Origin of the sequence: Glycomyces terrestris, assembly GCF_003933745.1 — a bacterium.
Taxonomy (GTDB): Bacteria; Actinomycetota; Actinomycetes; order Mycobacteriales; family Micromonosporaceae; genus Glycomyces; species Glycomyces terrestris.
Window position 1 is genome coordinate 888,765 of sequence record NZ_RSEB01000001.1, and the last position, 22,508, is coordinate 911,272.

The 22,508-nt window shown below is 72.1% G+C and carries 19 protein-coding genes and 1 pseudogene; 1 reads left to right on the top strand and 19 read right to left on the bottom strand.

The genetic code is table 11. The features are described from left to right. Positions 1–111: 111 nt before the first annotated feature. From EIW28_RS04255 to EIW28_RS04300, 10 genes and pseudogenes are all read right to left on the bottom strand, one after another. Complete coding sequence (locus tag EIW28_RS04255; protein ID WP_125246435.1) at positions 112–1,062, bottom strand: RluA family pseudouridine synthase; 951 nt, start codon at positions 1,060–1,062, stop codon at positions 112–114. After that, a complete protein-coding gene (lspA, locus tag EIW28_RS04260; RefSeq protein WP_197717054.1) occupies positions 1,059–1,691 on the bottom strand; it encodes a signal peptidase II in 633 nt (210 codons plus the stop codon). Before lspA ends, EIW28_RS04255 begins: the two co-directional genes overlap by 4 nt. Then, entirely contained in the window at positions 1,664–2,119 is a 456-nt protein-coding gene (locus EIW28_RS04265) for a TraR/DksA family transcriptional regulator (RefSeq protein ID WP_197717099.1), read from the bottom strand. Before EIW28_RS04265 ends, lspA begins: the two co-directional genes overlap by 28 nt. A 482-nt stretch (positions 2,120–2,601) precedes the next feature. Further along, a complete protein-coding gene (locus EIW28_RS04270; RefSeq protein WP_125246437.1) occupies positions 2,602–3,204 on the bottom strand; it encodes a hypothetical protein in 603 nt (200 codons plus the stop codon). A gap of 264 nt (positions 3,205–3,468) precedes the next feature. After that, on the bottom strand, positions 3,469–4,419 hold the full coding sequence (locus EIW28_RS04275; protein WP_125246438.1) for a DivIVA domain-containing protein: 951 nt from the start codon (positions 4,417–4,419) through the stop codon (positions 3,469–3,471). A gap of 82 nt (positions 4,420–4,501) precedes the next feature. Beyond that, entirely contained in the window at positions 4,502–4,795 is a 294-nt protein-coding gene (locus tag EIW28_RS04280; RefSeq protein WP_125246439.1) for a YggT family protein, read from the bottom strand. Positions 4,796–4,817: 22 nt separating this feature from the next. Then, entirely contained in the window at positions 4,818–5,387 is a 570-nt protein-coding gene (locus EIW28_RS04285; RefSeq protein WP_125246440.1) for a cell division protein SepF, read from the bottom strand. Positions 5,388–5,529: 142 nt separating this feature from the next. After that, positions 5,530–6,243 (bottom strand): YggS family pyridoxal phosphate-dependent enzyme, encoded by a 714-nt coding sequence (locus EIW28_RS04290; protein WP_125246441.1) that lies wholly within the window; start codon positions 6,241–6,243, stop codon positions 5,530–5,532. Between the two features lie 257 nt (positions 6,244–6,500). After that, positions 6,501–7,443, bottom strand: a pseudogene (gene ftsZ, locus EIW28_RS04295) (cell division protein FtsZ); the annotation flags it as partial. 77 nt (positions 7,444–7,520) lie between these two features. Next, the gene (locus tag EIW28_RS04300) at positions 7,521–8,255 is read right to left on the bottom strand and encodes a cell division protein FtsQ/DivIB (RefSeq protein ID WP_125246443.1); all 735 of its coding nucleotides are present in this window, start codon (positions 8,253–8,255) and stop codon (positions 7,521–7,523) included. A gap of 96 nt (positions 8,256–8,351) precedes the next feature. Between EIW28_RS04300 and EIW28_RS04305 the strand changes: the two genes are divergently transcribed. After that, positions 8,352–9,275, top strand: a complete 924-nt coding sequence (locus EIW28_RS04305) for a siderophore-interacting protein (protein WP_125246444.1) — start codon at positions 8,352–8,354, stop codon at positions 9,273–9,275. 52 nt (positions 9,276–9,327) lie between these two features. On the opposite strand, the gene EIW28_RS04310 is transcribed toward EIW28_RS04305, so the two are convergent. The 9 genes from EIW28_RS04310 to EIW28_RS04350 all read right to left on the bottom strand — a co-directional run bounded on the left by EIW28_RS04310 (position 9,328) and on the right by EIW28_RS04350 (position 22,388). After that, positions 9,328–12,450 carry a leucine-rich repeat domain-containing protein gene (locus EIW28_RS04310; protein WP_125246445.1) on the bottom strand — a complete coding sequence of 1,041 codons (3,123 nt, stop codon included), beginning with the start codon at positions 12,448–12,450 and terminating at the stop codon, positions 9,328–9,330. 132 nt (positions 12,451–12,582) lie between these two features. Continuing rightward, positions 12,583–13,992: a UDP-N-acetylmuramate--L-alanine ligase gene (murC, locus tag EIW28_RS04315; RefSeq protein ID WP_125246446.1), complete on the bottom strand. Its 1,410-nt coding sequence runs from the start codon at positions 13,990–13,992 to the stop codon at positions 12,583–12,585. Continuing rightward, positions 13,989–15,101, bottom strand: a complete 1,113-nt coding sequence (locus EIW28_RS04320) for a UDP-N-acetylglucosamine--N-acetylmuramyl-(pentapeptide) pyrophosphoryl-undecaprenol N-acetylglucosamine transferase (protein ID WP_125246447.1) — start codon at positions 15,099–15,101, stop codon at positions 13,989–13,991. Before EIW28_RS04320 ends, murC begins: the two co-directional genes overlap by 4 nt. A 2-nt stretch (positions 15,102–15,103) precedes the next feature. After that, entirely contained in the window at positions 15,104–16,393 is a 1,290-nt protein-coding gene (locus tag EIW28_RS04325) for an FtsW/RodA/SpoVE family cell cycle protein (protein ID WP_232013788.1), read from the bottom strand. Then, on the bottom strand, positions 16,390–17,748 hold the full coding sequence (gene murD / locus EIW28_RS04330) for a UDP-N-acetylmuramoyl-L-alanine--D-glutamate ligase (RefSeq protein ID WP_187350568.1): 1,359 nt from the start codon (positions 17,746–17,748) through the stop codon (positions 16,390–16,392). Before murD ends, EIW28_RS04325 begins: the two co-directional genes overlap by 4 nt. Positions 17,749–17,752: 4 nt before the next feature. Next, positions 17,753–18,874, bottom strand: coding sequence for a phospho-N-acetylmuramoyl-pentapeptide-transferase (gene mraY / locus EIW28_RS04335; RefSeq protein ID WP_125246448.1), 1,122 nt, complete (start codon positions 18,872–18,874; stop codon positions 17,753–17,755). Then, complete coding sequence (locus tag EIW28_RS04340; RefSeq protein ID WP_125246449.1) at positions 18,871–20,241, bottom strand: UDP-N-acetylmuramoyl-tripeptide--D-alanyl-D-alanine ligase; 1,371 nt, start codon at positions 20,239–20,241, stop codon at positions 18,871–18,873. Before EIW28_RS04340 ends, mraY begins: the two co-directional genes overlap by 4 nt. A 37-nt stretch (positions 20,242–20,278) precedes the next feature. Beyond that, positions 20,279–21,802 (bottom strand): UDP-N-acetylmuramoyl-L-alanyl-D-glutamate--2,6-diaminopimelate ligase, encoded by a 1,524-nt coding sequence (locus EIW28_RS04345; protein WP_125246450.1) that lies wholly within the window; start codon positions 21,800–21,802, stop codon positions 20,279–20,281. Positions 21,803–21,887: 85 nt separating this feature from the next. After that, the gene (locus tag EIW28_RS04350) at positions 21,888–22,388 is read right to left on the bottom strand and encodes a MarR family winged helix-turn-helix transcriptional regulator (RefSeq protein ID WP_125246451.1); all 501 of its coding nucleotides are present in this window, start codon (positions 22,386–22,388) and stop codon (positions 21,888–21,890) included. Positions 22,389–22,508 lie beyond the last annotated feature (120 nt).

Here is a 22,508-nt window from a genome sequence, read left to right on the forward strand (position 1 = left end):
CGATTCCTCAAGGCCCGTTGCGAATCGCGGGCCGTGCGGGCCCGGGGGTGAGGCGTGCGTTACGTCCGCCCCGGCGGTGCGGCGGGCGCTTGGAACCAGTCTAGTGGCTCCTCATTGATCCGCCCGCAACCGCGCCAGGGCGGTCTCGAGGTCGTCCGGGTAATCACTCGTGAAGGTGACCGTGCGGCCGGTGGCCGGGTGGGCGAACTCGAGGCGGTACGCGTGCAGCCACTGCCTGGTCAGGCCCAGGCGCTCGGCGAGGACGGGGTCGGCGCCGTAGGTGAGGTCGCCCGCGAGCGGGTGGCCGAGCGCGGAGAAGTGGACGCGGATCTGGTGGGTGCGCCCGGTCTCCAGGCCGAGGTCCATCAGGGACGCGCCGGGGAAGACCTCGATGGTGTCGTAGTGGGTGACGCTGGGCTTGCCGTCGGCGACCACGGCCCACTTGTAGTCGTGGCGCGGGTGGCGCCCGATCGGGGCGTCGATCGTGCCCGAGAGCGGGTCGGGGTGGCCCTGCGCGACGGCCCGGTAGCGCTTCGAGACGCGGCGCTCCTTGAAGGCGCGCTTGAGCTCGGAGTAGGCGGCCTCGCTCTTGGCGACGACCATGAGGCCGGAGGTGCCGACGTCGAGGCGGTGGACGATGCCCTGGCGCTCGTCGGCGCCGTGGGAGGAGAGCCGGTAGCCGGCGGCGGCGAGGCCGCCGGTGACCGTGGGGCCGGTCCAGCCCGGGCTCGGGTGGGCGGCGACGCCGACGGGCTTGGAGACGACCACGATGTCGTCGTCGTCGAACACGACGTCGAGGCCGGCGACGGGCTCCTCCAGGCGGACGCGCACGTCCTCGGGCGGCGGCGGGAGGACGACCTCCAGCCAGGCGCCGGCGGAGACGCGCTCGGACTTGGTGGCGCAGGGGGCGCCGTCGACGGTGACGTCCCCGGCCGCCACGAGCTCGGCGGCGACGGTGCGCGAGAGCCCGAGGAGGCGGGAGACGACCTGGTCGATCCGATGGCCCTCGAAGCCCTCGGGGACCGGCAGCGCGCGGGTCTGGCGCGCGGCGACGTCGCTCATGCGGCCTCGGCCTTCGCGTCCTGCTCGTCCTTCGCGGCCCGCCGGGACTCCGGCGAGAAGCCGTGGCCGGTGAGCTCGAGGAGGACGATGAGGACCACGCCGCAGCACAGGGCCGAGTCGGCGATGTTGAAGATCGGGAACGCCTCGCCGAAGGGCTTGAACGCGCTGATGAAGTCCACGACGTGGCCGTGGGCGAACCCGGGCTCGCGGAAGTAGCGGTCCACGAGGTTCCCGGCCGCGCCGCCGAGGACGAGGCCGATCGCGACCGCCCACGCGGGGTAGGCGATCCGGCGGGAGAGGAACACCAGGAACACCACGACCGCCGAGGCGATGATCGTGAAGATCCAGGTGTAGCCGGTGCCGAGGCTGAAGGCGGCGCCGGAGTTCCACGTCAGGCTCAGGTAGACGAGGCCGCCGAGGATGCGGACCGGCTCCTGCGGGTCGAGGTTGGCCTCGGCCAGGAACTTCGTCCACTGGTCCAGGCCGACGGCGAACGCCGCTGTGAGCAGGGCGGCCAGGGTCAGGCCCGGCCGCCTGCGCTTGTCCTCGGGGGTGTCGTCGGGCCCGGCGCCGGTGTCGGCCTCGGGCTGGGTGTCCTCGCTCAGCGTCGCTCCTCCAGCTGTTTGCAACTGACGCAGAGGGTAGCCGACGGGAAGGCGGCCAGACGAGCCGCCGGGATGGGCTTGCCGCACTTCTCACAGAAGCCGTAGCCGCCCTCGTCGATCCGTTCGAGGGCGTGGCTGACCTGCCTGATGCGCTCGGAGATCGCCCCTGCCACGGCGACCTCGTGCTCGTGCTCGACGGTCTTGGAGCCGGAGTCGATCTGGTCGTCGCCGGCGGTGTCGCTCAGGCGCTCGCGCTGGGCGACGGTGATCGAGTCGGTGTAGCGCCGCTGCTCGGCGAGGAGCTCGTCGAGCCGCTCCTGGAGCGCGGCCCGCAGTTCGTCCTGCTCGCTCTCGGTGCGCGGCTGGTGGTCGGCGTCGGCCGCCGCGGGCGGGGCCGGCTCGGCGGCCTTCGCCGCGCGCTTCGCCGGCGCCTTCTTGACGGACTTCTTCACGGTCTTCTTGGCCGGCGAGTCGGCTGCGGCCGCGGCGGTCTTCGCCGCGGCCTTCTTGACGGGCGCCTTCTTCACCGCGCTCTGCTTGGCGGCGGTCTTCACCGCCGTCTGCTTCGCGGCCTGCTGCTGGGTCTTCTTGGCTGGACTCATGACGCGCCTCTGGAGGGGTGTGTCGGCTCGGGTTCCGGTCTGGCCTGGGCACGCCGGGGTCGGGGCAGTGCCCTGGGTCGGGCGTTCGGCATCGCGGCTCCCGAGTTGGCGTACTCCTGACGTCCCCGTCGGAAACGAGGACAATGCGCGCCAGGCCCCGCCGAGGCGGGCACCTGCCGCGCAATTAAGCACACAGGATACGCAAGACCTGCAACGAGGTCAATTACTTCGGGAACTTGCCTCCGGACTGTGCGTCAGGAAAACCGAGGCGTCAGGGAACCCGGGGCGTCAGGAGACCCGTGGCGTCAGGGAACCCGTGCGGGCGCCGCGGATCAGCGCCCGGCGAGCGGGGCCATCAGCAGGCGCGAGACCGGCTCGCACATGCCGCAGGGCGTGAACCCGAGTTCGAGCGCCTCGGCGACCGGGAGCGGCTCGTGCTCGCGGCCGTGCAGGTGCGCGCAGCGGGTGTGGTGGAAGCGCGGGCGGCCGTCGACCACGGCGACCTCGGTGTCCAGGCGCATGAGCGCGGCGGCCTCGACGCTGGACATGCGCTGCTCGGTGGGCTCGTCGGCCAGGGACTCGGGTGCCCGGTGGCTCGCCGCCTGCCGCGGCGGCTCCTCGAAGCGCAGCTCCGGGTCCCGGTCCACCGCGTAGTCGGTGGACTCGAAGACCTTGCCCTCCAGGAGCGGCAGCTCGGTGGTCGGGGTGTCGTCGCCGCCGATCCGGCGGAACTGCTGCGTGTCGTCGTCGGCCGTCCGCTGGGAGGCGATGCGCGGGCGCTTGGCGCCCCTCCCGCGGATGCCGACGTAGAGCGCGACCCCGGCGGCGAGGCTCGCCGAGATCGACGAGACCAGCAACTGGTCGTTTCCGGTGATCATGCCGGTGACCAGCAAGACCGCCGCAATGACGAGGATCAGCAGGCTGCTGACGATCACGTCGAGTCCTCCCCTGCGCGCGGGCAGCGGTCCCGCACGCGGTCCGACGCGGCCCCCGGCGAACCGGGGACCGCGGATCGTTAACGCATGGTGGTGGCGGTGGTGAGGGCGTCGGCGGTGCTCCGCAGAGCACCGGCGCCCTCACCCGCTCACCCATGGATAACGAGGCGATCCCCGTTCAGGTTATGCCCGCAGGCGTGCCAATGTCGCCTGGCGCGACACCTGCCTCGGCACGCGGCAGCGGCCCCCGGAAGGCGGGGAGGGTCAGCCGCGGCCGCCCTGCATCACGAAGGCCGACCGGGCGCCCGTGCGCTCGTTGCCGGTCTCGCGCTGGGCCTCCTCGAAGGCCTCGTCCTGCGTGCGGCTCTGCTGGCCGTTCAGGTCGCGGAGCTGGCTCTCGAGGTAGAGCTTGAGGCGGGTGCGGTACTCGCGCTCGAAGGTCTTGAGCTCCTCGATGTTGTGCAGCAGCGAGGTGCGGGACTCCTCCAGCTGGCCGATGATTTTCTGGCGCTCCTCCTCGGCCTCGAGCTCCATGCGCTCGGCCTTGTCGCGGGCCTGGCCGACCAGGTCCTCCGCCTGCGCGCGGGCCTCGGTGACCATCGTGTCGGCGTCGCGCTGAGCCTCGGTGACCATGGTCTTGGACTCGCGCTGGGCCTGGGTCAGCATCGACTGCGACTCGCGCTGGGCGTCGGCGACCATCGTCTGGGCCTCGCGCTGGGCCTGGGTGACCAGGTCCTCGGCCTCCCGGCGGGAGTCCTCGAGGTGCTCGTCGGCGGTGCGCTGGGCGACCATGAGGAGGCGCAGGGCCTCCTGCTCGCCGCCGGCCCCGCCGGGCGCGGACGCGTCCTGCTGCGGGCCGCGCTGGGCCAGTTCCTGCTGGAGCTGCTGGGCCTGCTGCTGCGCGGCGACCATCTGCTGGTGCATCTCGTGCAGCTCGGCGTCGAGCTCCTGGAGCTGCTGCTCCATGGCGTGCTTCTCGCGCTGCACCCGGTCGAGTGCGGCGGCCATCTCGGCGTGGTCGGCGGCCCCGGGGGGAGCACCGGCGCGGAGGCTGTCGAGTTGCGCGCGAAGTTCGCCGTTCTCATCGCTGAGGCGAGCGAGTTCGCGCTCGACCTCGTCGAGGAAACCGTCGACCTCGTCCTCGTCGTATCCGCGCTTTCCGAGCATGGGTTTCTTGAACGTGACGTTGTGAACGTCTGCTGGGGTCAGCGGCATTCGAAACTCCTTCTCAGCTGTTCGCCTGGCGCACAAGGCCACTCGACACGATAACCGCATCGTGCACCCCCGCCCGGAGCTGCTAGGAGAGGTTTCTCCCGATGACGAAGTCCATCAGGATCCACACGATCAGGAGCAGCGCCAGGAACGCCAGATCAATCGATACAGTACCAAGCCTGAGAGGGGGTATCACCTTCCTCAACCCCTTCAGGGGAGGGTCGGTCACGCTGTAGACCGTCTCCAGCAGGGCCGCGGCCCGAGGGCCGGGCTCCCAGCGCCGGGAGAACTGGACCACCACGCTGCACACCAGGCGAGCCAGTAGGAACAGGTAGAACGCGAAGAGCGCCAAGTACACGAGCTGGAGTGCCAGGTTCACGGTACGGAGTCTATCCGGCCGGTCACGACTGGTTGAAGAACCCGCCCTCGGCGATCTTCGCCTTGTCCTCCGCCGTCACCTGGACGTGCGGAGGAGAGAGGAGGAACACACGGTTGGTCACCCGCTCGAACGAGCCCCGGGTGCCGAAGATGAGCCCCGCGGCGAAGTCGACCAGGCGCTTGGCGTCGGCCTCCTCCATCTCCGAGAGGTTCATGATCACCGGCGTGCCGTCGCGGTAGCGCTCGCCGATCGTGCGCGCCTCGTTGTAGGTCGTGGGGTGGAGCGTCGTGATCCGGTAGTTCGCGTGCGACTCCTCCTCGGCCGGCGCGGGCCGGACCATCGCCGGCTCGGCGAGCGCGAGGTTGTCGCGCGTCAGCGGCGTGACCGAGCCGGAGCCGCGGTTGAGCTGGCGGACGGGGCTGCGCTCCTCGGCGGGACGGCCCACCCGGCCGGTGGTCCGCTGCGCTCCGCGCGCGCGCACGGGCGCCGGCTCCTCGGCGAACTCGTCGTTCTCCTCGAACCCGTTGTAGCCGCGATCCTCCTCGTCCTCGATGAGGCCGAGCCAGATGCCTGCCTTCCGCATCGCGCCCATCGATCGTGCTCCCTCCTCGGGCCGCCCCTGCAATTGAGTCAGGTACGCGGTCTCATCCTAGCGCCGACTCCTTACACGGAGGTGTTTTTCCGCGGTTCGCCGGTGAACGGCCGCGGCATAGATCCCTTTACTGCCGTATACCTTACGCCATCGACTCACGTTCGCCGAGGACGTTTCTCCCGAGTCTGACCATTGTGGCGCCGCACGCCACGGCCTCCCGGAAGTCGCCGCTCATGCCGGCCGAGACCTCGGTCGCGGCCGGGTCCACCCGCCGCACCGCCTCGGAGCACTCCCGAAGCAGCGCAAAGGCCCTCGCGGGCTCCCAGCCGAGCGGCGCGACGGCCATGACCCCCTTGAGGTCGAGGTGGCGCGCCGCGGCGATGCGCTCGGCGAGCGGCTCGACCTCGGCGACGGGCACCCCGCCGCGGGAGGTGTCCCCGTCGAGGCTCACCTGGATGAGCGCGTTCAGGTTCCGGTCCCGCCCCGAGGACGCCGCGGCGCCTTCGAGGGCGTCGACGAGGCGGGCGCGGTCGACCGAGTGGACCCAGTGCGCGTACCCGGCGACCGAGCGGGCCTTGTTGCGCTGGAGCTGACCCACGAAGTGCCACACCGGGTCCAGGCCGCGGGCGGCGAGGTCGGCGGCCTTCGGCGCGGCCTCCTGGTCGCGGTTCTCCCCCAGGTCGCGCTGGCCGAGTTCGGCGAGGGCGGCCGCGTCGGCGGCGGGGAAGGTCTTGGTGACGGCGATGAGGCGGACCGAGGCGGGGTCGCGGCCCGCGTCGGCGCAGGCGGCGGCGAGGGCCTCGCGCGTCCGGTTCAGGTTGTCCCGCAACTGGGCTCGGCGCGCATCTGTGGTCAAGGCGGTCCTCGGCGGTGGGGTTCGGGCGTGCAAGGGGGCGGCGGGCGGCGGTCCGCCGAGTCGTCGCGACCCGACGGAGCGCCGCCGCTAGAAGCCCTCTTTGAGGAAGGAGGGGACGTCGACGTCGTCGAAGAGGACCTTGCCGGCGCCGGACTCGCGCTCCGGCTCGGGCTTGGCCTCGCGGACCGGCTCCGGCTTCTGCTCGGGCAGCGCCGTGATCCGGGTCGGCTGCGCCAGTTCGAAGGCGGTCTCGTCCTCGACGTCGAAGCCGGCGGCGATGACGGTCACGCGGGCCTCTTCGCCGAGGGCGTCGTCGATGACCGCGCCGAAGATGATGTTCGCGTCGGTGTGCGCGCAGTCCGAGACGAGCTCGGCCGCGTCGTTGATCTCGAACAGGCCCAGGTCGGAGCCGCCCGCGATGGACAGCAGCACGCCGCGCGCGCCCTCCATGCTCTGCTCCAGCAGCGGCGACTCGATCGCGGCGCGCGCGGCCTCGACCGCGCGGTTCTCGCCGCGCGCCGAGCCGATGCCCATGAGGGCCGAGCCGGCGCCGGACATGACGCTCTTGACGTCGGCGAAGTCGAGGTTGATGAGGCCGGGCGTGGTGATCAGGTCGGTGATGCCCTGGACACCGGAGAGCAGCACCTGGTCGGCGAGGCGGAAGGCGTCCATCATGGAGATCGAGCGGTCGCCGAGGTGGAGCAGGCGGTCGTTGGGGATGACGATCAGCGTGTCGCACTCGTTGCGCAGATCCTCTATTCCCGACACCGCTTGGGTCTGGCGGCGCTTGCCCTCGAAGGCGAACGGCCGGGTGACCACGCCGATCGTGAGCGCGCCGAGCTTGCGGGCGATGTTCGCGATGACCGGGGCGCCGCCGGTGCCGGTGCCGCCGCCCTCGCCGCAGGTCACGAAGACCATGTCGGCTCCCTTGAGGACCTCTTCGATCTCGTCGCGGTGGTCCTCGCAGGCCTTCGCGCCCACTTCGGGGTTCGCGCCGGCGCCGAGGCCGCGCGTCAGCTCCCGGCCGACGTCGAGCTTGACGTCGGCGTCGCTCATCAGGAGCGCCTGGGCGTCGGTGTTGATGGCGATGAACTCGACGCCCTTGAGGCCCGCCTCGATCATCCGGTTGACAGCATTGACGCCGCCGCCTCCGACTCCAACGACTTTGATGACGGCGAGGTAGTTGTGCGGTGGTGTCATCGCGGCTGCCTTCCTTCCCCTTCGCGGCCCTGGGTGCGACAAACGGGATGTGCGCGCACACCCGCTCCCCCTTAACGCTAACTCACAGTGGGTGCATCTGGTGCGCTGACATCGACATGTTCGTACCCGACCGCCAGCAATCGATCGACCACCTCGGCCTTCTGCTCGCCCTCGGAGCCGTCGCCCCACGTGACCGTCCGTCCACCTTCGAGGAACAGCGTGATGCCCGCGGGGGACGGGGCCTCGACGTGTTCGACCTCGTCGGCGAGGTCCGCGGGGACCGACTCGAGGACCGCGAGGGCCTCGATCGTGGCGAGGTCGTCCGGTGACGGGTCGTCGAGTTCGACAATCCAATGAGTACCGAAAGGCGAATCGGCCTCGTCGAATGCCACACCGTCGGAATCGACCATGAGAAAAGTCTCGTCTCCGGTGGGAACGGCCATATACGGCGTCCGCTCGGTGACCTCCACCAGGAGCGCGTCGGGCCAGGAGCGCGAGACGTCCACCGACGCGACCGGCGCGAGCGCGGCGACGTCGGCGGCGAGCGCGTCGAGATCGGCCCCGAGCAGCGGATCCCCAAGGGCCCCTTGGCCGAGCGCCTGGACTTCGGCGGGGTCGAGGACCGCGGTGCCCGCGACCTCGATCCGCCGCACCTCGAACCAGGGCACCGTCCACAGGACCGTGAACGCCGCCAGGAGCAGGGCGAGGACGCCGGCGACGGCGAGCCGCAGGCGCTTGTCGGGGATGCCGCGGCGCACCACGTGGACGAGCCGCCGGGTCCCCGACCCGGCCGGATTGTCGGAGCCGCGCATGCGTCGATCATGGCACGGACGGGCCACCGGGCGGTGGCGGCACGCCGCGTCGTTCGATAAGGTTAGGCAAACCTTATTCCTAGAGGAGGACCGCGCGTGGCGACCCAGACCCAGGCCCAGACCGAGGCGGCCCCGGCCGTCCGGCCGTTCGACCTGTTCCCCGCCCGGGTGCGGGCGCTGCGGCGCCTGAGCCCCGCGTTCCTCCGGGTGACCTTCGCCGGCGAGGCCCTGCGCCACTTCGCCGACAACGGGTTCGACCAGCGCTTCAAACTCATCTTCCCCGCCCCCGCGTGCGGCTTCGACAAGATGCCGCGCACCGAGCGCTGGTACTCCGAGCTGCGGGCCCTCCCCGAGGAGGAGCAGTGCGGGGTGCGCACCTACACCGTGCGGGACGTGCGGCACGACCTCGGCGAGGTCGACGTCGACATGGTCGTGCACGAGGCCGAGTCGGACGAGCACTGCGGCCCGGCGCTGCGGTGGCTGCGGACCGCGGCCGTCGGCGACGAACTGCTCCTGCTGGGCCCGGACGCGCGCTTCGACGGGGACGCCGGCGGCATCGACTTCCGCGCCCCCGAGGGCGCGGAGCTCCTGATCGCGGGCGACGAGACCGCGGCCCCGGCGATCGCCGCGATCCTCGAGCACCTGCCGGTGACCGCGAGCGGCCGGGTCTTCATCGAGGTGCCGACCGCGGCCGACGTCCTGGAGGTGGACGCGCCCGCCGACGTCGCGGTGCACTGGCTGCCGCGCGAGGGCGCGGCCTGGGGCGAGCGCCTCGTCCCGGCCGTCGCCGACGCGGCCCGCGCCATGGACCTCGGCGCGGGCGGCGAGTTCGAGGAGACCGGCGAGGACATGATCTGGGACGCGCCCCAGGAGGTCGGCGCCGGCGGCGCGTACGTGTGGATCGCGGCCGAGACCGGCGTGGTCAAGACGCTCCGCTTCACGATCCGCAAGGAGCTCGGCCTGCCGAAGGAGTCGGGGGCGTTCATGGGCTACTGGCGCAACGGGACCGCCTGGGACTGAACGGGTTCCGGGGAAGGCGGCCGCCGGACGGCGGCCGCCGTTCCCGTGCCCGCTAGAAGGTCGGGGTGCCGGCGCGGTACTCGGTGGCGAAGCGCGGGTGGACCCACAGGAAGCGGCCCCGGTCGCGGACGCGCTCCAAGCCGCCGTAGCCGGGGTCGGTCTTGTTCAGGAACGCGTGCAGGCGGCGCAGCTCGGCGCCCGAGTGGGCCGCGCCGGCGCCGTTCCCCCAGGGCAGGTCCGTGGTCGGGTCGGCCTCGACCTCGCCGAGCTCGGCGATGACCTTGAACGACTCCTCGGCGAGCTCGAGGTGGTTCTCGATCGCGGTCGGGTCGAAGGAGGGGAAGACGAGGTCGGCGGCGACCGAGGCGCCCGGGAGCACCGTCGACCACAGGACCTTGAGGGTGTTCTTGATCAGGGGCGCGGACTTCACGAGCCAGTCGCGGGGCACGTCGATGTCGAAGACGCCGCTCGCCGGGTCCCCGTCGAGGACGTACAGCGGCAGCCGCGAGTGCTCGCACCACAGGACCACGCGGATGCCGACGTGCGAGAGCCGCTTGGTCCAGGCCTGCCGGTCGCGCAGCTCGACCGAGTAGACGCGGGGCCCGTCGGCGGCCTCGTCCGAGAGCAGGTCCACGATCCGCTGGAGGTCCTGGCGCATCTGGCTCCACTGCTCGATGGCCCCCAGCTCGACCGGCGCGGCGTCCGGCCGGACCGCCACGACCGCGTCGTCCTCGCCGTCGGCGGCGGCGCGGCGGCGCAGGAGCCCGTCGATCGGGACGTCGGCCCAGCAGCGGCGGCACTCGGCGGTCCGCTTGCCGTCGGCGCGGCGCGTCAGCAGCCGCTCCATGCCGAACAGGCCCCGCTGCGAGCCCGCGGGGTCGGCGCACACGCCCGCGCACGGCACGAGCCGCTTGAGCTTGAAGCCGGGCCACAGCTCGCCAGCGTACTCCTCGAGGTCCTGCACGAACTCGTGGAGGAACTGCTCGGGATAGACGGCCTTGACCTCGACGCGGAGGCGCTGGCCTTCGAGGCGGACGAGGGCGCGCGAGTAGCGGTCGGGCTGGATGACGAAGCCGCCCTGCCAGTGGACGCCGTCCTCGAACCGCTCGCGGCCGAGGGAGTGGCGGTGCCAGCGGACGATGAGCCGGTGCATGAGCCCTTCGGGGACGCCCTTGGCGTCGTTGGCGTCGATGAACTCGCACAGCTGGACGTCGTGCGCGAGGCGCGCGCCGAAGCGGTCCCAGACCTCCTCCAGAGGCGGCGGGGCCTCGTCGAGGAGCTGCGCGACGAGGCTGCTCTCGGGCCGGCCGCCCTGGGGCGGGATGCGGTAGGAGATGTCGTACTTCTCCATGAGCCGCACCAGGGCCGGGTGGAGCTTGGGGTCGTAGCGGTGGCGGGTCCCGGGCGCGGGGTGCCACAGCTCGGCGAGGCGGGGGTGTTCGACGAGGCCGTGCCGGTTCGCGGTGAGGTCGTCGTCGAGGACGATGCTGACGGCGGTGGAGAGCCAGTCGCCCTTGAGGACCACGATGTCGTCGAGGCCGGGGATCTCGGGGTAGTGGATCCAGTAGCCGAGCTGGGTGGCGATCCGGGCGAGGGCGCGGGCGGCCTCGGCGTCGAGGCCGTAGGCGGCGGCGCGGCGCTCGTAGTCGGCGTACTCCAGGTAGGACTCGCCGCTCTCGAGGAGGGAGCGGCGCAGGTTCCGCCAGCTCGCGGGGACCTCGCGGTTGATCTGGGGCATCGCGGCGGCGGACTCCCAGAGGGCGGCCTTCAGGGCCGCGACGCCGCGGCCGGTGCGGGAGTCGACGAAGTGGAAGCCGCCGATGAGGTCGCCGTGGCGCTCCTTGAGGGCGGCCTGGTCGATGCGGGGGTGCTGGCCCTCGGTGTCGGTGTGGGTGGCGACGATGTGGATCCTGACGTGCTCGTCGCTGGTGCGGCGGCGGATGAGGTCGATCCAGTAGTCGACGAAGCCCTGCATGGGGCCCTGGCGGGCCTTCCAGACCACGGCGTACACGGCGGGGGCGGTGAAGAACAGCTGGTGGGTCGGGCGGTACGCCTTCTGGCCGCCGAAGTCCCAGGCGTTCAAGGTGATCGCCGAGGACGGCTCGCCGCCGGGCCCGGTGAGCTCGAGGGTCTTGACCTCGATGCCGTGGGTGGAGCCGCGGGCGGCGTCGAAGGGCTCGCCGCGCATGGCGGCGAGGAGGGAGCTCTTGCCGACCTCGCCTTCGCCGACGAGGACGAGCTTCGACTCGCGGAAGTCGGCGCCTTCGACCTCGGTGCGCTCGATGAGCTTGCGCAGCTCGGGGAGGCCGGTCTCGGCCGCGGCGCGCTGCTCGGGCGGCAGGAGGTTGCCGTCGAGGTAGAGGCTGGCGAGGTGCTCGAGATCGAGGAGGGACCGCGGCAGGGAGCGCAGGCCGTTCTTCTCGACGTCGAGGCGGCTGAGCGCGGGCACGGCGCCGATGTGCTCGGGCAGCTCCTTGAACTGGTTCCGGTTCAGGTTCAGCCGGTCGAGGCTGGTGAGGGCGGTGATCGAGCGGGGCAGGGTCGAGAGCCGGTTGGAGTCGAGTCCGAGGTGGACGAGGCGGACGAGGCGGCCGATGGACTCGGGCAGCTCGGTGAGGCCGGTGCGGTGGAGTTCGAGCCAGGTGAGGCCGGTCAGCTCGGTGATCGGCTCGGGCAGGGCGCCGAAGCGGTTGTCGCCCGCGTCGAGCCAGGTGAGGGCCTGGAGCCGGGCGAGGGAGGCGGGCAGGTCGGTGAGCTGGTTGCGGTGCAGGTCGAGGCGGCGCAGCCGCGAGAGGCGGCCGACGGCGCCGGGGAGCGCGGTGATCCGGTTGGCGTCCAGGTCGAGGCGGACGAGGGAGCCGAGCCTCCCGATCGAGGCGGGGAGGGCGGTGAGCTGGTTGTCGCCGAGGTTGAGCCACGAGAGCTCGGCGAGGTCCCCGATGGACTCGGGCAGGGCGGCGATGCGGTTGCCGAAGAGGTTGAGGCTGGTCAGGTTGGTGAGTTCGCCGATCCACTCCGGGAGGCGGGTGATCCCGTTGACGGAGAGGTCGAGCGAGGTGAGGTACTTGAGGTCCCTGATGCCGTCGGGGACCGCGGTCAGGTTCCAGCGGGAGCAGTCGAGGGAGGTGCTGCCGGAGCGCTTCGCGTCCGCGATCATCCGTCTGACGGTCGCCATGGAGGGGTGTCACCTGCCGGGTCGGTGATGGGGCCGTCACCATCGTACCGGCCGGCCGCCGGGACCGGTCCCCGCGCGGACCGGTTGGGGGGCAGGGGGACGGGCCCGCGCGGGCGGGCCCGTCCGGGGGTCTCAGCGCAGGAGGTCGTCCGGCATGAGGGAGACGGGCGGGGCGCCCATGGTGACGACGACGTCGCCGCGGGCGGCGAGGGCCTTGACGGCGGCGGGGACGTCGTCCCATTCGGGGACGAACGCCTTGTCCTCGTCGGGGAGGGCGATCGCGTCGCAGAGCGCTTGGCCGCCTTCGCCTTCGGGGACCTCCTCGCCGGGGCCGAAGATCTCCATGACGACGACCTTGTCGGCCAGGGAGAGGGCGGCGGCGATCTCGTCGCGCATCGCGATGGTGCGGTAGACGCGGTAGGGCTGGAAGACGACGACGAGGTTCCCGTCCCCGGCGACCTCCTTGAGGGTCTTCACGGCCTCGGTCATCGCGGTCGGGTGGTAGGCGTACTCGTCGAAGACGGCGTAGCCGTGCGCCTCGCCGCGCTTCTCGAAGCGGCGCTTGACGCCCCCGAAGGCGGCGATGCCGGCGGCGATGTCCTCGGGTTCGAGGCCGAGGTAGAGGCCGACGGCGATCGCGGCGGTGGAGTTGAGGGCGATGTGGCGGCCGGGCATCGGCAGGTGGAAGCGGCCGAGGACCTGCTGCTGGTGCAGGACCGTGTAGTCGACGCCGTCCACGTTCGACTCGACGTCGCCGAGCTGGACGTCGGCGCCGTCGCTGAAGCCGTAGGTGGCGACGGTGCGGCCCTCGGCGCGGAGCTTATCAGCGAGCGCGAGGGTGCCGGGGTTGTCGGCGCACAGGACGAGGAGGCCGTCCTTGTCGGTGTTGCGGCAGAACCGCTCGAACGCCTCGGTGAGGGCGTCCATGTCGCCGTAGGTGTTCAGGTGGTCGACGTCGATGTTCGTGACGATGCCGACCTCGGGCCGGTAGCGCAGGAACGACCGGTCGGACTCGTCGGCTTCGGCGACGAAGAGGTCGCCGGAGCCGTGGGCGCCGGTGTACGCGCCGATGTTCTCGCCGCCGTTCACATAGGACGGTGCGAGGCCGGCGTGCTCGAGCATCTGGGTGATGATCGCGGTCGTGGTGGTCTTGCCGTGGGTGCCGGTGACGACGATGGAGCGGCGCCCGGTCATCGCGGCGGCGAGGGCCTCGGAGCGGTGGTAGACGCGGATGCCGCGGCGGCGGGCCTCGGCGACCTCCAGGTGGTCGTCGTTGTGCGCGGTGGAGCGCACCACGGTGTCGATGCCGTCGAGGTTCGACGCGGTGTGCTCGCGGTGGATCACCACGCCGTGGCGCTCCAGCTCGGGCAGGGACGGCCAGTCCTTGAGCTCGGAGCCGGACACCGGGAGGCCGCGGGTGGCGTACAGGCGGGTGAGGCCGTTCATGCCGACGCCGCCGACCCCGATGAACAGGACGCGCCCGAGGTCCTCGGCGGTGACGCCCTCGTCGATGGGGCTGGTCAGGTCGTTGGGATCGCTCATGCCTGCGAGACCACCTTCAGCGTGTAGTTGCGGAGCGCCTCGTCGCCGGTGCGGGACCCGAAGGCCGCGGCGGCCTGCGACATCTGGAGGACGCGGTTGCGGTCGGTGATGACCGGGATGAGGTGCTCGGCGATCCAGCCGGGGCTGAGGTTCTCGTCGTCGCAGAACATCGCGCCGCCGGCGGCGACGACCGGCCCGGCGTTGCGGTACTGCTCCTTGTTGCCCCACGGCATGGGGACGAAGACCGTGGGGATGCCGAGCGCGGAGACCTCGGCGACGGTCATGGAGCCGCCGCGGGCCAGGACCATGTCCGCGGCCGCGTAGCCGAGGTCCATGCGGTCGAGGTACGGGAGGGTGCGGTACGGGACCGGCAGGCCCTCGGGGACGTGGATCGGCTCGTCGCGGCGGGCCCCGGTGATGTGCAGGACCTGGACGCCGCGGTGCGCGAGCATCTGGGCCGCGCCGGAGACGGCGTTGTTGATCGAGGCCGCGCCCTGGGAGCCGCCGTAGACGAACAGGACGGGCCGGCGCGGGTCGAGCCCGAAGTACTGGCAGGCCTGGGCGCGCATGGCGTTGCGGTCGAGGTGGGCGATCGCGGGCCGCAGCGGGACGCCGGTGAACTCGCCGTCGGCGAGGATCGGGGAGGCCTGCGCGAGGTGCGGGAAGCCGAGCGCGAGGTTGTCGCTGAACTTGAGCGCCAGCTTGTTGGCGACCCCGGGCGGGTCGTTGAACTCGAAGATGACCATCGGGGTCTTGCGGCGCCAGGCGGCGAGGTAGGCGGGGACGGCGACGTAGCCGCCGAAGCCGACCACGGCGTCGGCCTGGACCTCGTCGAGGATGTCGCGGGTGGCCTTCATGGCCTTGAGCATGCGCGGCGCGGTCAGGAGGAGGTCGAGGTTGACCTTGCGCGGCAGCTGGTGCGCGGGGACGTTGCGCAGGTCGTACCCGGCCTTGGGGATGAGGTCGTTCTCCAGGCCCTTCTCGGTGCCGAGGCAGGTGACGCGCACGTGGGGGTCGTGGCGGCGGAGGCAGTCGGCGTAGGCCAGGAGCGGGTAGATGTGGCCGCCGGTGCCGCCGCCGGCGAGGACGACCGATCGAAGCTGTGGCAACGTCATGTCTTTCTGGTCGTAGGTTTCTTCGGAGCCTCGGAATCGGATTCCGAGCGGGGAGCGGGCGGCAGGGGGGCCCAGAGCAAGCGTACGAGACGGGAGGGGTTGCGCGCCCGCAGCGCCTGCGCGGCGTCGGGTTCGGCACGGGCGAACCCGGCGAGCATCCCGACCGCGGCGAGGACGACGACGAGCGCGGTGCCGCCGTCGGAGATGAACGGGAGCGGGACGCCGGTCATGGGGATGAGGCCGAGGACGCCGCCGATGTTGATGAACGCCTGCCCGGCGATCCAGATCGTGACGCCCGCGGCGACGAGCGACCGGAACGGGTCGTCGGAGCGGCGCGCGATCCGGAAGCCGGTGTAGACCAGGACCGCGAACAGGGCCAGGATGACCAGGCAGCCGACGACGCCGAGCTCCTCCGCGATGAGCGCGAAGATGAAGTCGTTGTGGCCGTTGGGGAGCCAGTCCCACTTCTGGCGGCTCTCGCCGAGCCCGAGCCCGAACCAGCCGCCGTCCGCGATCGCGTAGTAGCCCTGGATGGCCTGGTAGCCCCAGGTGTCGGCGAAGTCCTCGGGCCGCGAGAAGGAGATGATGCGCTCCATGCGGTAGCCCTCGAACGCGATGAGCAGGGCCGAGCCGGTGAGCGCGATCGCGAACAGGACGCCGAGGATGCGCAGCGGCACCCCCGAGGCCCACAGGAGGCCGATGAACATCGCGACGATGATGAGCATCGTCCCCAGGTCGGCGTAGCCGATGATGATCATGAGCAGGCCCGCGATGGGGAACATGGGGATCGCGAGGTCGCGCCAGGACGCGATGCGCGGGCCCAGGCGCACCAGCGAGTCCGCGGCCCACAGCAGGAGCGCGAACTTGGCGATCTCGGCGGGCTGGAACTGGACGGGGCCCAGGTTGATCCACAGGCCGTCGGCGATCCCGCTCCCGGCGTCGGCGCCGGCGGACTCCAGCTGGTCCTGGCGGACCGACATGACCACCAGGAACAGGCCGAGGAGGATCGCGACGACGAGCAGCGGGCGCGAGACCGCGCGGTAGGTGCGCGCGGGCAGGCGCTGTGCGATCCAGAAGCAGATCAGGCCGACGACGGCCCAGATGACCTGCTGGAGGATGACCGCGAAGGCGTTGCCGGTGGCCTCGTAGGACTCGACCATGGTGGCGGAGAAGACCATCACCAGGCCGACCGTGAGCAGGAGGCCCGCGGAGGAGAGCAGCAGGTAGTACGAGGCGAGCGGCCGGTCGAGGAGGCCGCGGAGCATCTCGGTGAACCCGCTTCTCACGCATCGCCTCCCAGGGCGCGCGCCGCGTCGGCGAACGCGTCGCCGCGGTGGGCGTAGGAGCGGAACATGTCGTAGGAGGCGGCGGCGGGCGACAGGAGCACGGTGTCCCCGGGCCGCGCGAAGGCGGCGGCGCGGGCGGCGACGTCGGTCATGACGGCATCGTCGCCGCCGTCGAGGACGGCGACGGGGAGGTCCGGGGCGTGTCGCGCGAGCGCTTCGGCGATCTCGGCCCGGTCCTGTCCGATGAGGACGGCGGCGCGCATCTTCGGAGCGTACTGCGCGACCAGGCCGTCGACGTCGACGCCCTTGAGCTGGCCGCCCGCGACCCACACGATCGAGTCGTAGGCGGCGAGCGCGGCGGCCGCGGCGTGCGGGTTCGTGGCCTTGGAGTCGTCGACCCAGGTCACCCCGGCCCACTCGCCGACGGTCACGTTCCGGTGCGGCTCGGGGGTGTAGGCGCGGATCGCCGCGGCGATGTCCTCGTGCGCGACGCCGGCCGCGCGGGCGAGCGCGGCGGCGGCGAGCGCGTTGGCGACGTTGTGCCAGCCGGCGGGCCTGACGTCGCCGGCCGAGCAGATCTGGACGGGCGCGTCGCCGGTGTGGTCGACGAGGAATCCGAGCGCGACGCCGAACTGGCCGGGCTCGGGGTGGTTGAGGGTGAACCCGGTGACCTCGGCCTCGGTGTGCTTGGCGAGGGCGACGACGGCCGGGTCGTCCAGATTGACGACGGCGCGGCCGCCGCGCCAGACGGCGGCCTTGGCCTCGGCGTAGTTGTCGAAGCCGCCGTGCCAGTCGAGGTGGTCGGGGGCGAGGTTGAGGACGGCCCCGGCGGTCGGGGCGAGCTGCGAGGACCAGTGGAGCTGGTAGCTGGAGAGCTCGACGGCGATCGCGTCGTAGGGGCCGTTGGCGGCCTGGACGAGCGGGACGCCGATGTTGCCGAGGGCCGCGGTGCGCAGGCCCCCGGCGGCGAGCATCGCGGCGAGCATCGTCGTGGTGGTGGTCTTGCCGTTGGTGCCGGTGACGGCGAGCCAGCGCGCCGCGCCCGGCTCGCGCAGGCGCCAGGCGAGCTCGGGTTCGGAGAAGGTCTCGATCCCGGCCTCGCGGGCGGCGGCCGCGATCGGGTGGTGCGGCGGGAACCCGGGCGAGAGGACGACCTGCCCGACCCCGTCGAGGAGGGCGGGGTCGAACTCGCCGGTGGCGGTGCGGGCGCCGCGGGCGGCGAGGGCCCGGAGGCGCTCGGAGTCGTCGCGGTCGTAGACGGTGACGGCGGCGCCGCGGTCGAGGAGGACCTCGGCGCAGGCGCCGCCGGCGACGCGGGCGCCGGCGACGAGCACGCTGCTGGCTATGTCGGGCACCGCGCTACCCCGCGATCCGCAGGAAGTCGGCGAAGAAGAAGCCCAGGGCGATGGCGACGCCGATGCCGGCGATGATCCAGAACCGGACCACGATGGTGACCTCGGACCAGCCGGCGAGTTCGAAGTGGTGCTGGATCGGGGACATGCGGAAGACGCGTCTGCCGGTGAGTTTGAAGGAGGTCACCTGGATCATGACGCTGGCGGTGGTGATGACGAACAGGGCGCCGACGATCGGCAGGAGCAGGATCGTCTTGGAGGCGATGGCGAGTCCGGCGATGAGCGCGCCGAGGCTCAGGGAGCCGGAGTCGCCCATGAAGATCTGCGCGGGCGAGGTGTTCCACCACAGGAAGCCGAACATGGCGCCGGCGGCGGCGCCGGCGATGAGGGCGATCTCGAGGGGGTCGCGGACGTCGTAGCAGAGGTTGTCGGCGGGCTGGGCGCCGCCGCACCAGTGGCGGTACTCCCAGAAGCCGATGATGAGGAACGCCATGAACGCCATCATCGAGGAGCCGGTGGCGAGGCCGTCGAGGCCGTCGGTGAGGTTGACGCCGTTGGCGGTCGCGTTCACGAGCAGGACGATGAGGACGACCATGCCGATCTCGGTGATGTTGATCGGGAGGTCGCGGGTGAAGGAGATGAACGGGGTCGCGACGGTCTCGGAGATCTCGGAGGTGACGATCGAGCCCTGGTAGTAGACGGCGACGATGCCGAAGATCGTGGCGGCGATGCTCAGGCCGATGACCTTGGCGCGGCCGGAGATGCCGCCGGAGTGCTTGCGGCGGATCTTGAGCCAGTCGTCGATGAAGCCGACGAAGCCGCAGGAGACGAAGAGTCCGATGAGGACGATGCCGGTGGCGGTGAAGCCGGTGGGACGGGAGAACTTCTCGGTGTCGGCCTCGGGCAGGGCCATGAGGACGAGGTGGCCGGCGACGTAGGCGAGCACGGTGGTGAAGATGAAGACGACGCCGCCCATGGTTGGGGTGCCGGCCTTGGCGAGGTGGGTCTGGGGTCCGTCGGTGCGGATGGGCTGTCCGGCCTTGAGGCGGCGGAACAGCTTGGCCGCGAGGGGCGTCAGCGCCATGGTGAGCGCGAACGCCACGAACGCGGCGACGATGACTGCTCTCACTGGTCGGTTTCCTCCTTGGCGCGCAGGTGGTCGGCGACGTCCCAGGTCCGGTAGCGGGAACCCTTCACCAGGACGGCGTCGCCGGGGCGCAGCCGGTTCTCGAGCAGCGCGATGGCCGCGGCTTGATCGGGGACATGGGTGGCGGTGACGCCGTCGGCACCGTCAATGATGGGTTGGGTGCCGTCGCCGACGGCGATGATCTCGTCGACGCCGGCGTCGCGGGCCTGCTCGCCGAGGCGCCGGTGGCATTCCTCTTCGAGCTCTTCGAGGTCGGCCATGAGGCCGAGGACGGCGATGCGCCGCCCTGCGGTCGGGAGCCGCCCGAGGGCGCGGACGGCCGCGCCCATCGATGCGGGGTTGGCGTTGTAGGAGTCGTCGATGACGACGGTGCCGTCGGGGCGGGTGAAGACGTCCATGCGGCGCTCGGAGAGGCGCCCGGCCTCGCCGAGGCCCTCCGCGATCTGCTCGGGGGTCGCGCCGAGCTTCCAGAGGACACCCGCGGCGGCGAGGGCGTTGTAGACGTGGTGGTCGCCCCACAGCCGCAGTTGGACGCGGGCGCGGCCGGCAGGGGTGACGAGGGTGAAGGCGTGGCGGCCGTCGCGCGGGTCGACGTCGACCGCGCGGATCTCGGCGTCCTCGCGGACGCCGTAGCGGACGACGGTCGCGGCGGTGGCGTCGGCCATGGCCGCGACGCGCGGGTCGTCGGCGTTGAGCAGGGCGGTGCCGTCGGCGGCGAGGAAGCGCGGCAGCTCGGACTTGGCCTTTGCGGTGGTCTCGATGGAGCCGAAGCCGTCGAGGTGGGAGATGCCGACGTTGAGGACGACGCCGATGGACGGCGGGGCGATCTCGCACAGCTGCGTGATGTGGCCGACGCCGCGGGCCGCGAGTTCGAGGACGAGGTACTCGGTCTCGGGCGTGGTGCGGCAGACGGTGTAGGGGTGGCCGAGCTCGTTGTTGAAGTTGGCCTCGGTGGCGACGGTGGGCCCGAGGCGGGCGCACAGCTGCCCGATGAGGTCCTTCGTCGAGGTCTTGCCGTTGGAGCCGGTGACGCCGATGATCGTGGCCTTGGAGGTCGCGGCGATGTGCTCGGCGAGCCGGGTGAGGGCGGCGACGGCGTCGTCGACGTACACGGCGGGCGTGTCGATCGGCCGGGTCGCGATGGTCGCGACGGCGCCCTGCGCGTGGGCCTTGGCGGCGAAGTCGTGGCCGTCGACCTTGGCGCCGGGGATGGCGAGGAAGAGGCCGCCGGGCCCGGCCTTGCGCGAGTCGAACTCGACGCCGCCGGTGACGATCGCCTCCGGGTCGGCCGTGTCGCTGAGCGTGCCGCCGGTGACGGCGGCGATCTGGGCCAGGCTCATGGGGATCACGCGGCGGACTCCTCGTGCTGTCGTGCTTGTCGGACTATCACGCTTGAGCGTGCGGGGCCGGTTTCACCCAGCCTGCGTCCCTGAGCGCACGGGCCAGGAGCAGGCGGTCGTCGCTCGCCACCGGGCCGTCGGCGGTCTCGGTGTACGTCTCGTGCCCCTTGCCGAGGAGGGCGACGGCGTCACCGGGCGCGGCCAGGGCGGCGGCCTCGCGGACGGCGACTTCCCGCCCGGGAATATTACGGCAGGGCACGCCCTGGACAGCGGCGGCCACCTCGTCCCGGATGCGCGCGGGGTCCTCGGTGCGCGGGTTGTCGTCGGTGACGATGACCAGGTCGGCGGCGGCCGCCGCGGCGGCGCCCATGAGCGGGCGCTTGGACCGGTCGCGGTCGCCCCCGGCGCCGAGGATCGCGATCACGCGGCCGGGCGTGGACTCGCGGAGCGCCGCGAGGACGGCGGTGATCGCCTCGGGCTTGTGGGCGTAGTCGACGACGCCGCGCACGGGCGCGTCGCCGGAGACGAGCTCCATGCGGCCGGGCACGCCGGTGCAGGAGGCGACGCCGGCGAGCGCGGTGTCGGTGTCGAGGCCGACGGCTTCGAGGAGGGCGACGGCGAGGACGGCGTTGGCGACGTTGTGGCGGCCGGGCATGTTCACGCGGCCCTCGCCCTTGCCGTGGGGGCCGGTGAGGTGGAACGTCTGGGTGAAGCCGTCCCCGGCGATGTCGGTCGCGTAGTAGTCGGCGGCGGGGTCGCGGAAGGAGAAGGTGCGGTTGCGCCCGTCGGCGAGGGTGGCGACGCGGGGGTCGTCGGCGTTGAGGACCTCGGTCTCGGCGCGGCCGTCGAACAGGCGGGCCTTGGCGGCGAAGTAGTCGTCGAGGTCGGCGTGAAAGTCGAGGTGGTCGGTGCCGAACATGGTGAACCCGGCGGCCTTGAAGCGGCAGCCTTCGACGCGGCCGAGGACGAGGGCGTGGCTGGAGACCTCCATGACGACGTCGGTGACGCCGCGTTCGAGGGCGGTCGCCAGGAGCGCCTGGAGCTCGGGGGCCTCGGGGGTGGTGCGCTCGGACTCGATCCGGTCCCCGGCGATGCGGGTCTCGACCGTGCCGATGATGCCGGTGGTGCGCCCGGCGTGCGCGAGGGCGGCCTCGACGAGGTAGGCGGTGGAGGTCTTGCCGTTCGTGCCGGTGATGCCGATGAGGTTGAGGCGCTCGGAGGGCCGGCCCCAGACGCGGGCGGCGACCTCGCCGGTGAGGGTGCGCGGGTCGTCGGCGACGAGCACCGGGAGGCGCCCGGCGGCGTCGCCGGAGGCGGACTGGAGGAGGGCGGCGCCGCGGGCGTCGGTGAGGACGGCGACCGCGCCGCGCTCGGCGGCCTGGGCGGCGAACTCGGCGCCGTGCCGGTTCGCGCCGGGCAGGGCCGCGAAGAGGTCGCCGGGCTCGACGGCGCCGGCGGCGAGGCTCACGCCGGTGACGGCGAGGTCCAGGTCCCCGGCCTCGGGCAGGAGGTCGGCGAGGCCGTCGAGGCGGTACGGGACGGTCTGGCGGGGACGCGGAAAGGTCGGCACGGCCTGACCCTACACCGGCACCGACCGTCCGCAGGCCGTACACCGCCCGCGCAGCGCGCCAGGACGACGGGCGGATCGGCGGGTCCTAGTGGTCGGGGCGGTGGACCGGGTTGCGCTCGTGCTCGTCGAGGTTGTCGGACCAGGTGCCCAGGAGCTTGTCGAGCTCGGCGGACTGGTCGCAGTTGAGGTCGTCGAGGAACAGCTCGCGGACGAGGGAGAGGATGCACGGCGCGGCCTGCTCCAGGCGCTCGAGCCCGGCCGGGGTGAGCTTGACCCAGGTGCCGCGGTTGTCGCGGTCGCACTTGTGGCGCTCGACCAGGCCCATCTCGGAGAGGCGGTTGACCTGGTAGGTGACGGCGCTCTTGGCGGTGACGATCTCGTCGGCGAGGTCGCTCATGCGCATGGCCCGCTCGTCGCTGTCGGCGAGCCGCACGAGGATCTCGTACTGAGTGTGGGTGATGCCGTGGTTGTCCTGGAGGCGCCGGTCGATGTGGTGCTCCAAGCGGTGGGTGACCTGGAGGAACCGGGTCCAGACGGCGTTCACGTCGGGCCGGAGCCAGCGGCTCTCGAAATCGCCCGCGCTCATCCCGGTCCTCCTTCCCTGTCGTCGGCGCCAGCCGCGAAGCTGGTTCGAATTCGAACGATCCTATCAGGCCGTGAGGCGTTCCACGGTCCTCGAGTCGGGCACGCCACACCCCCGTGACTC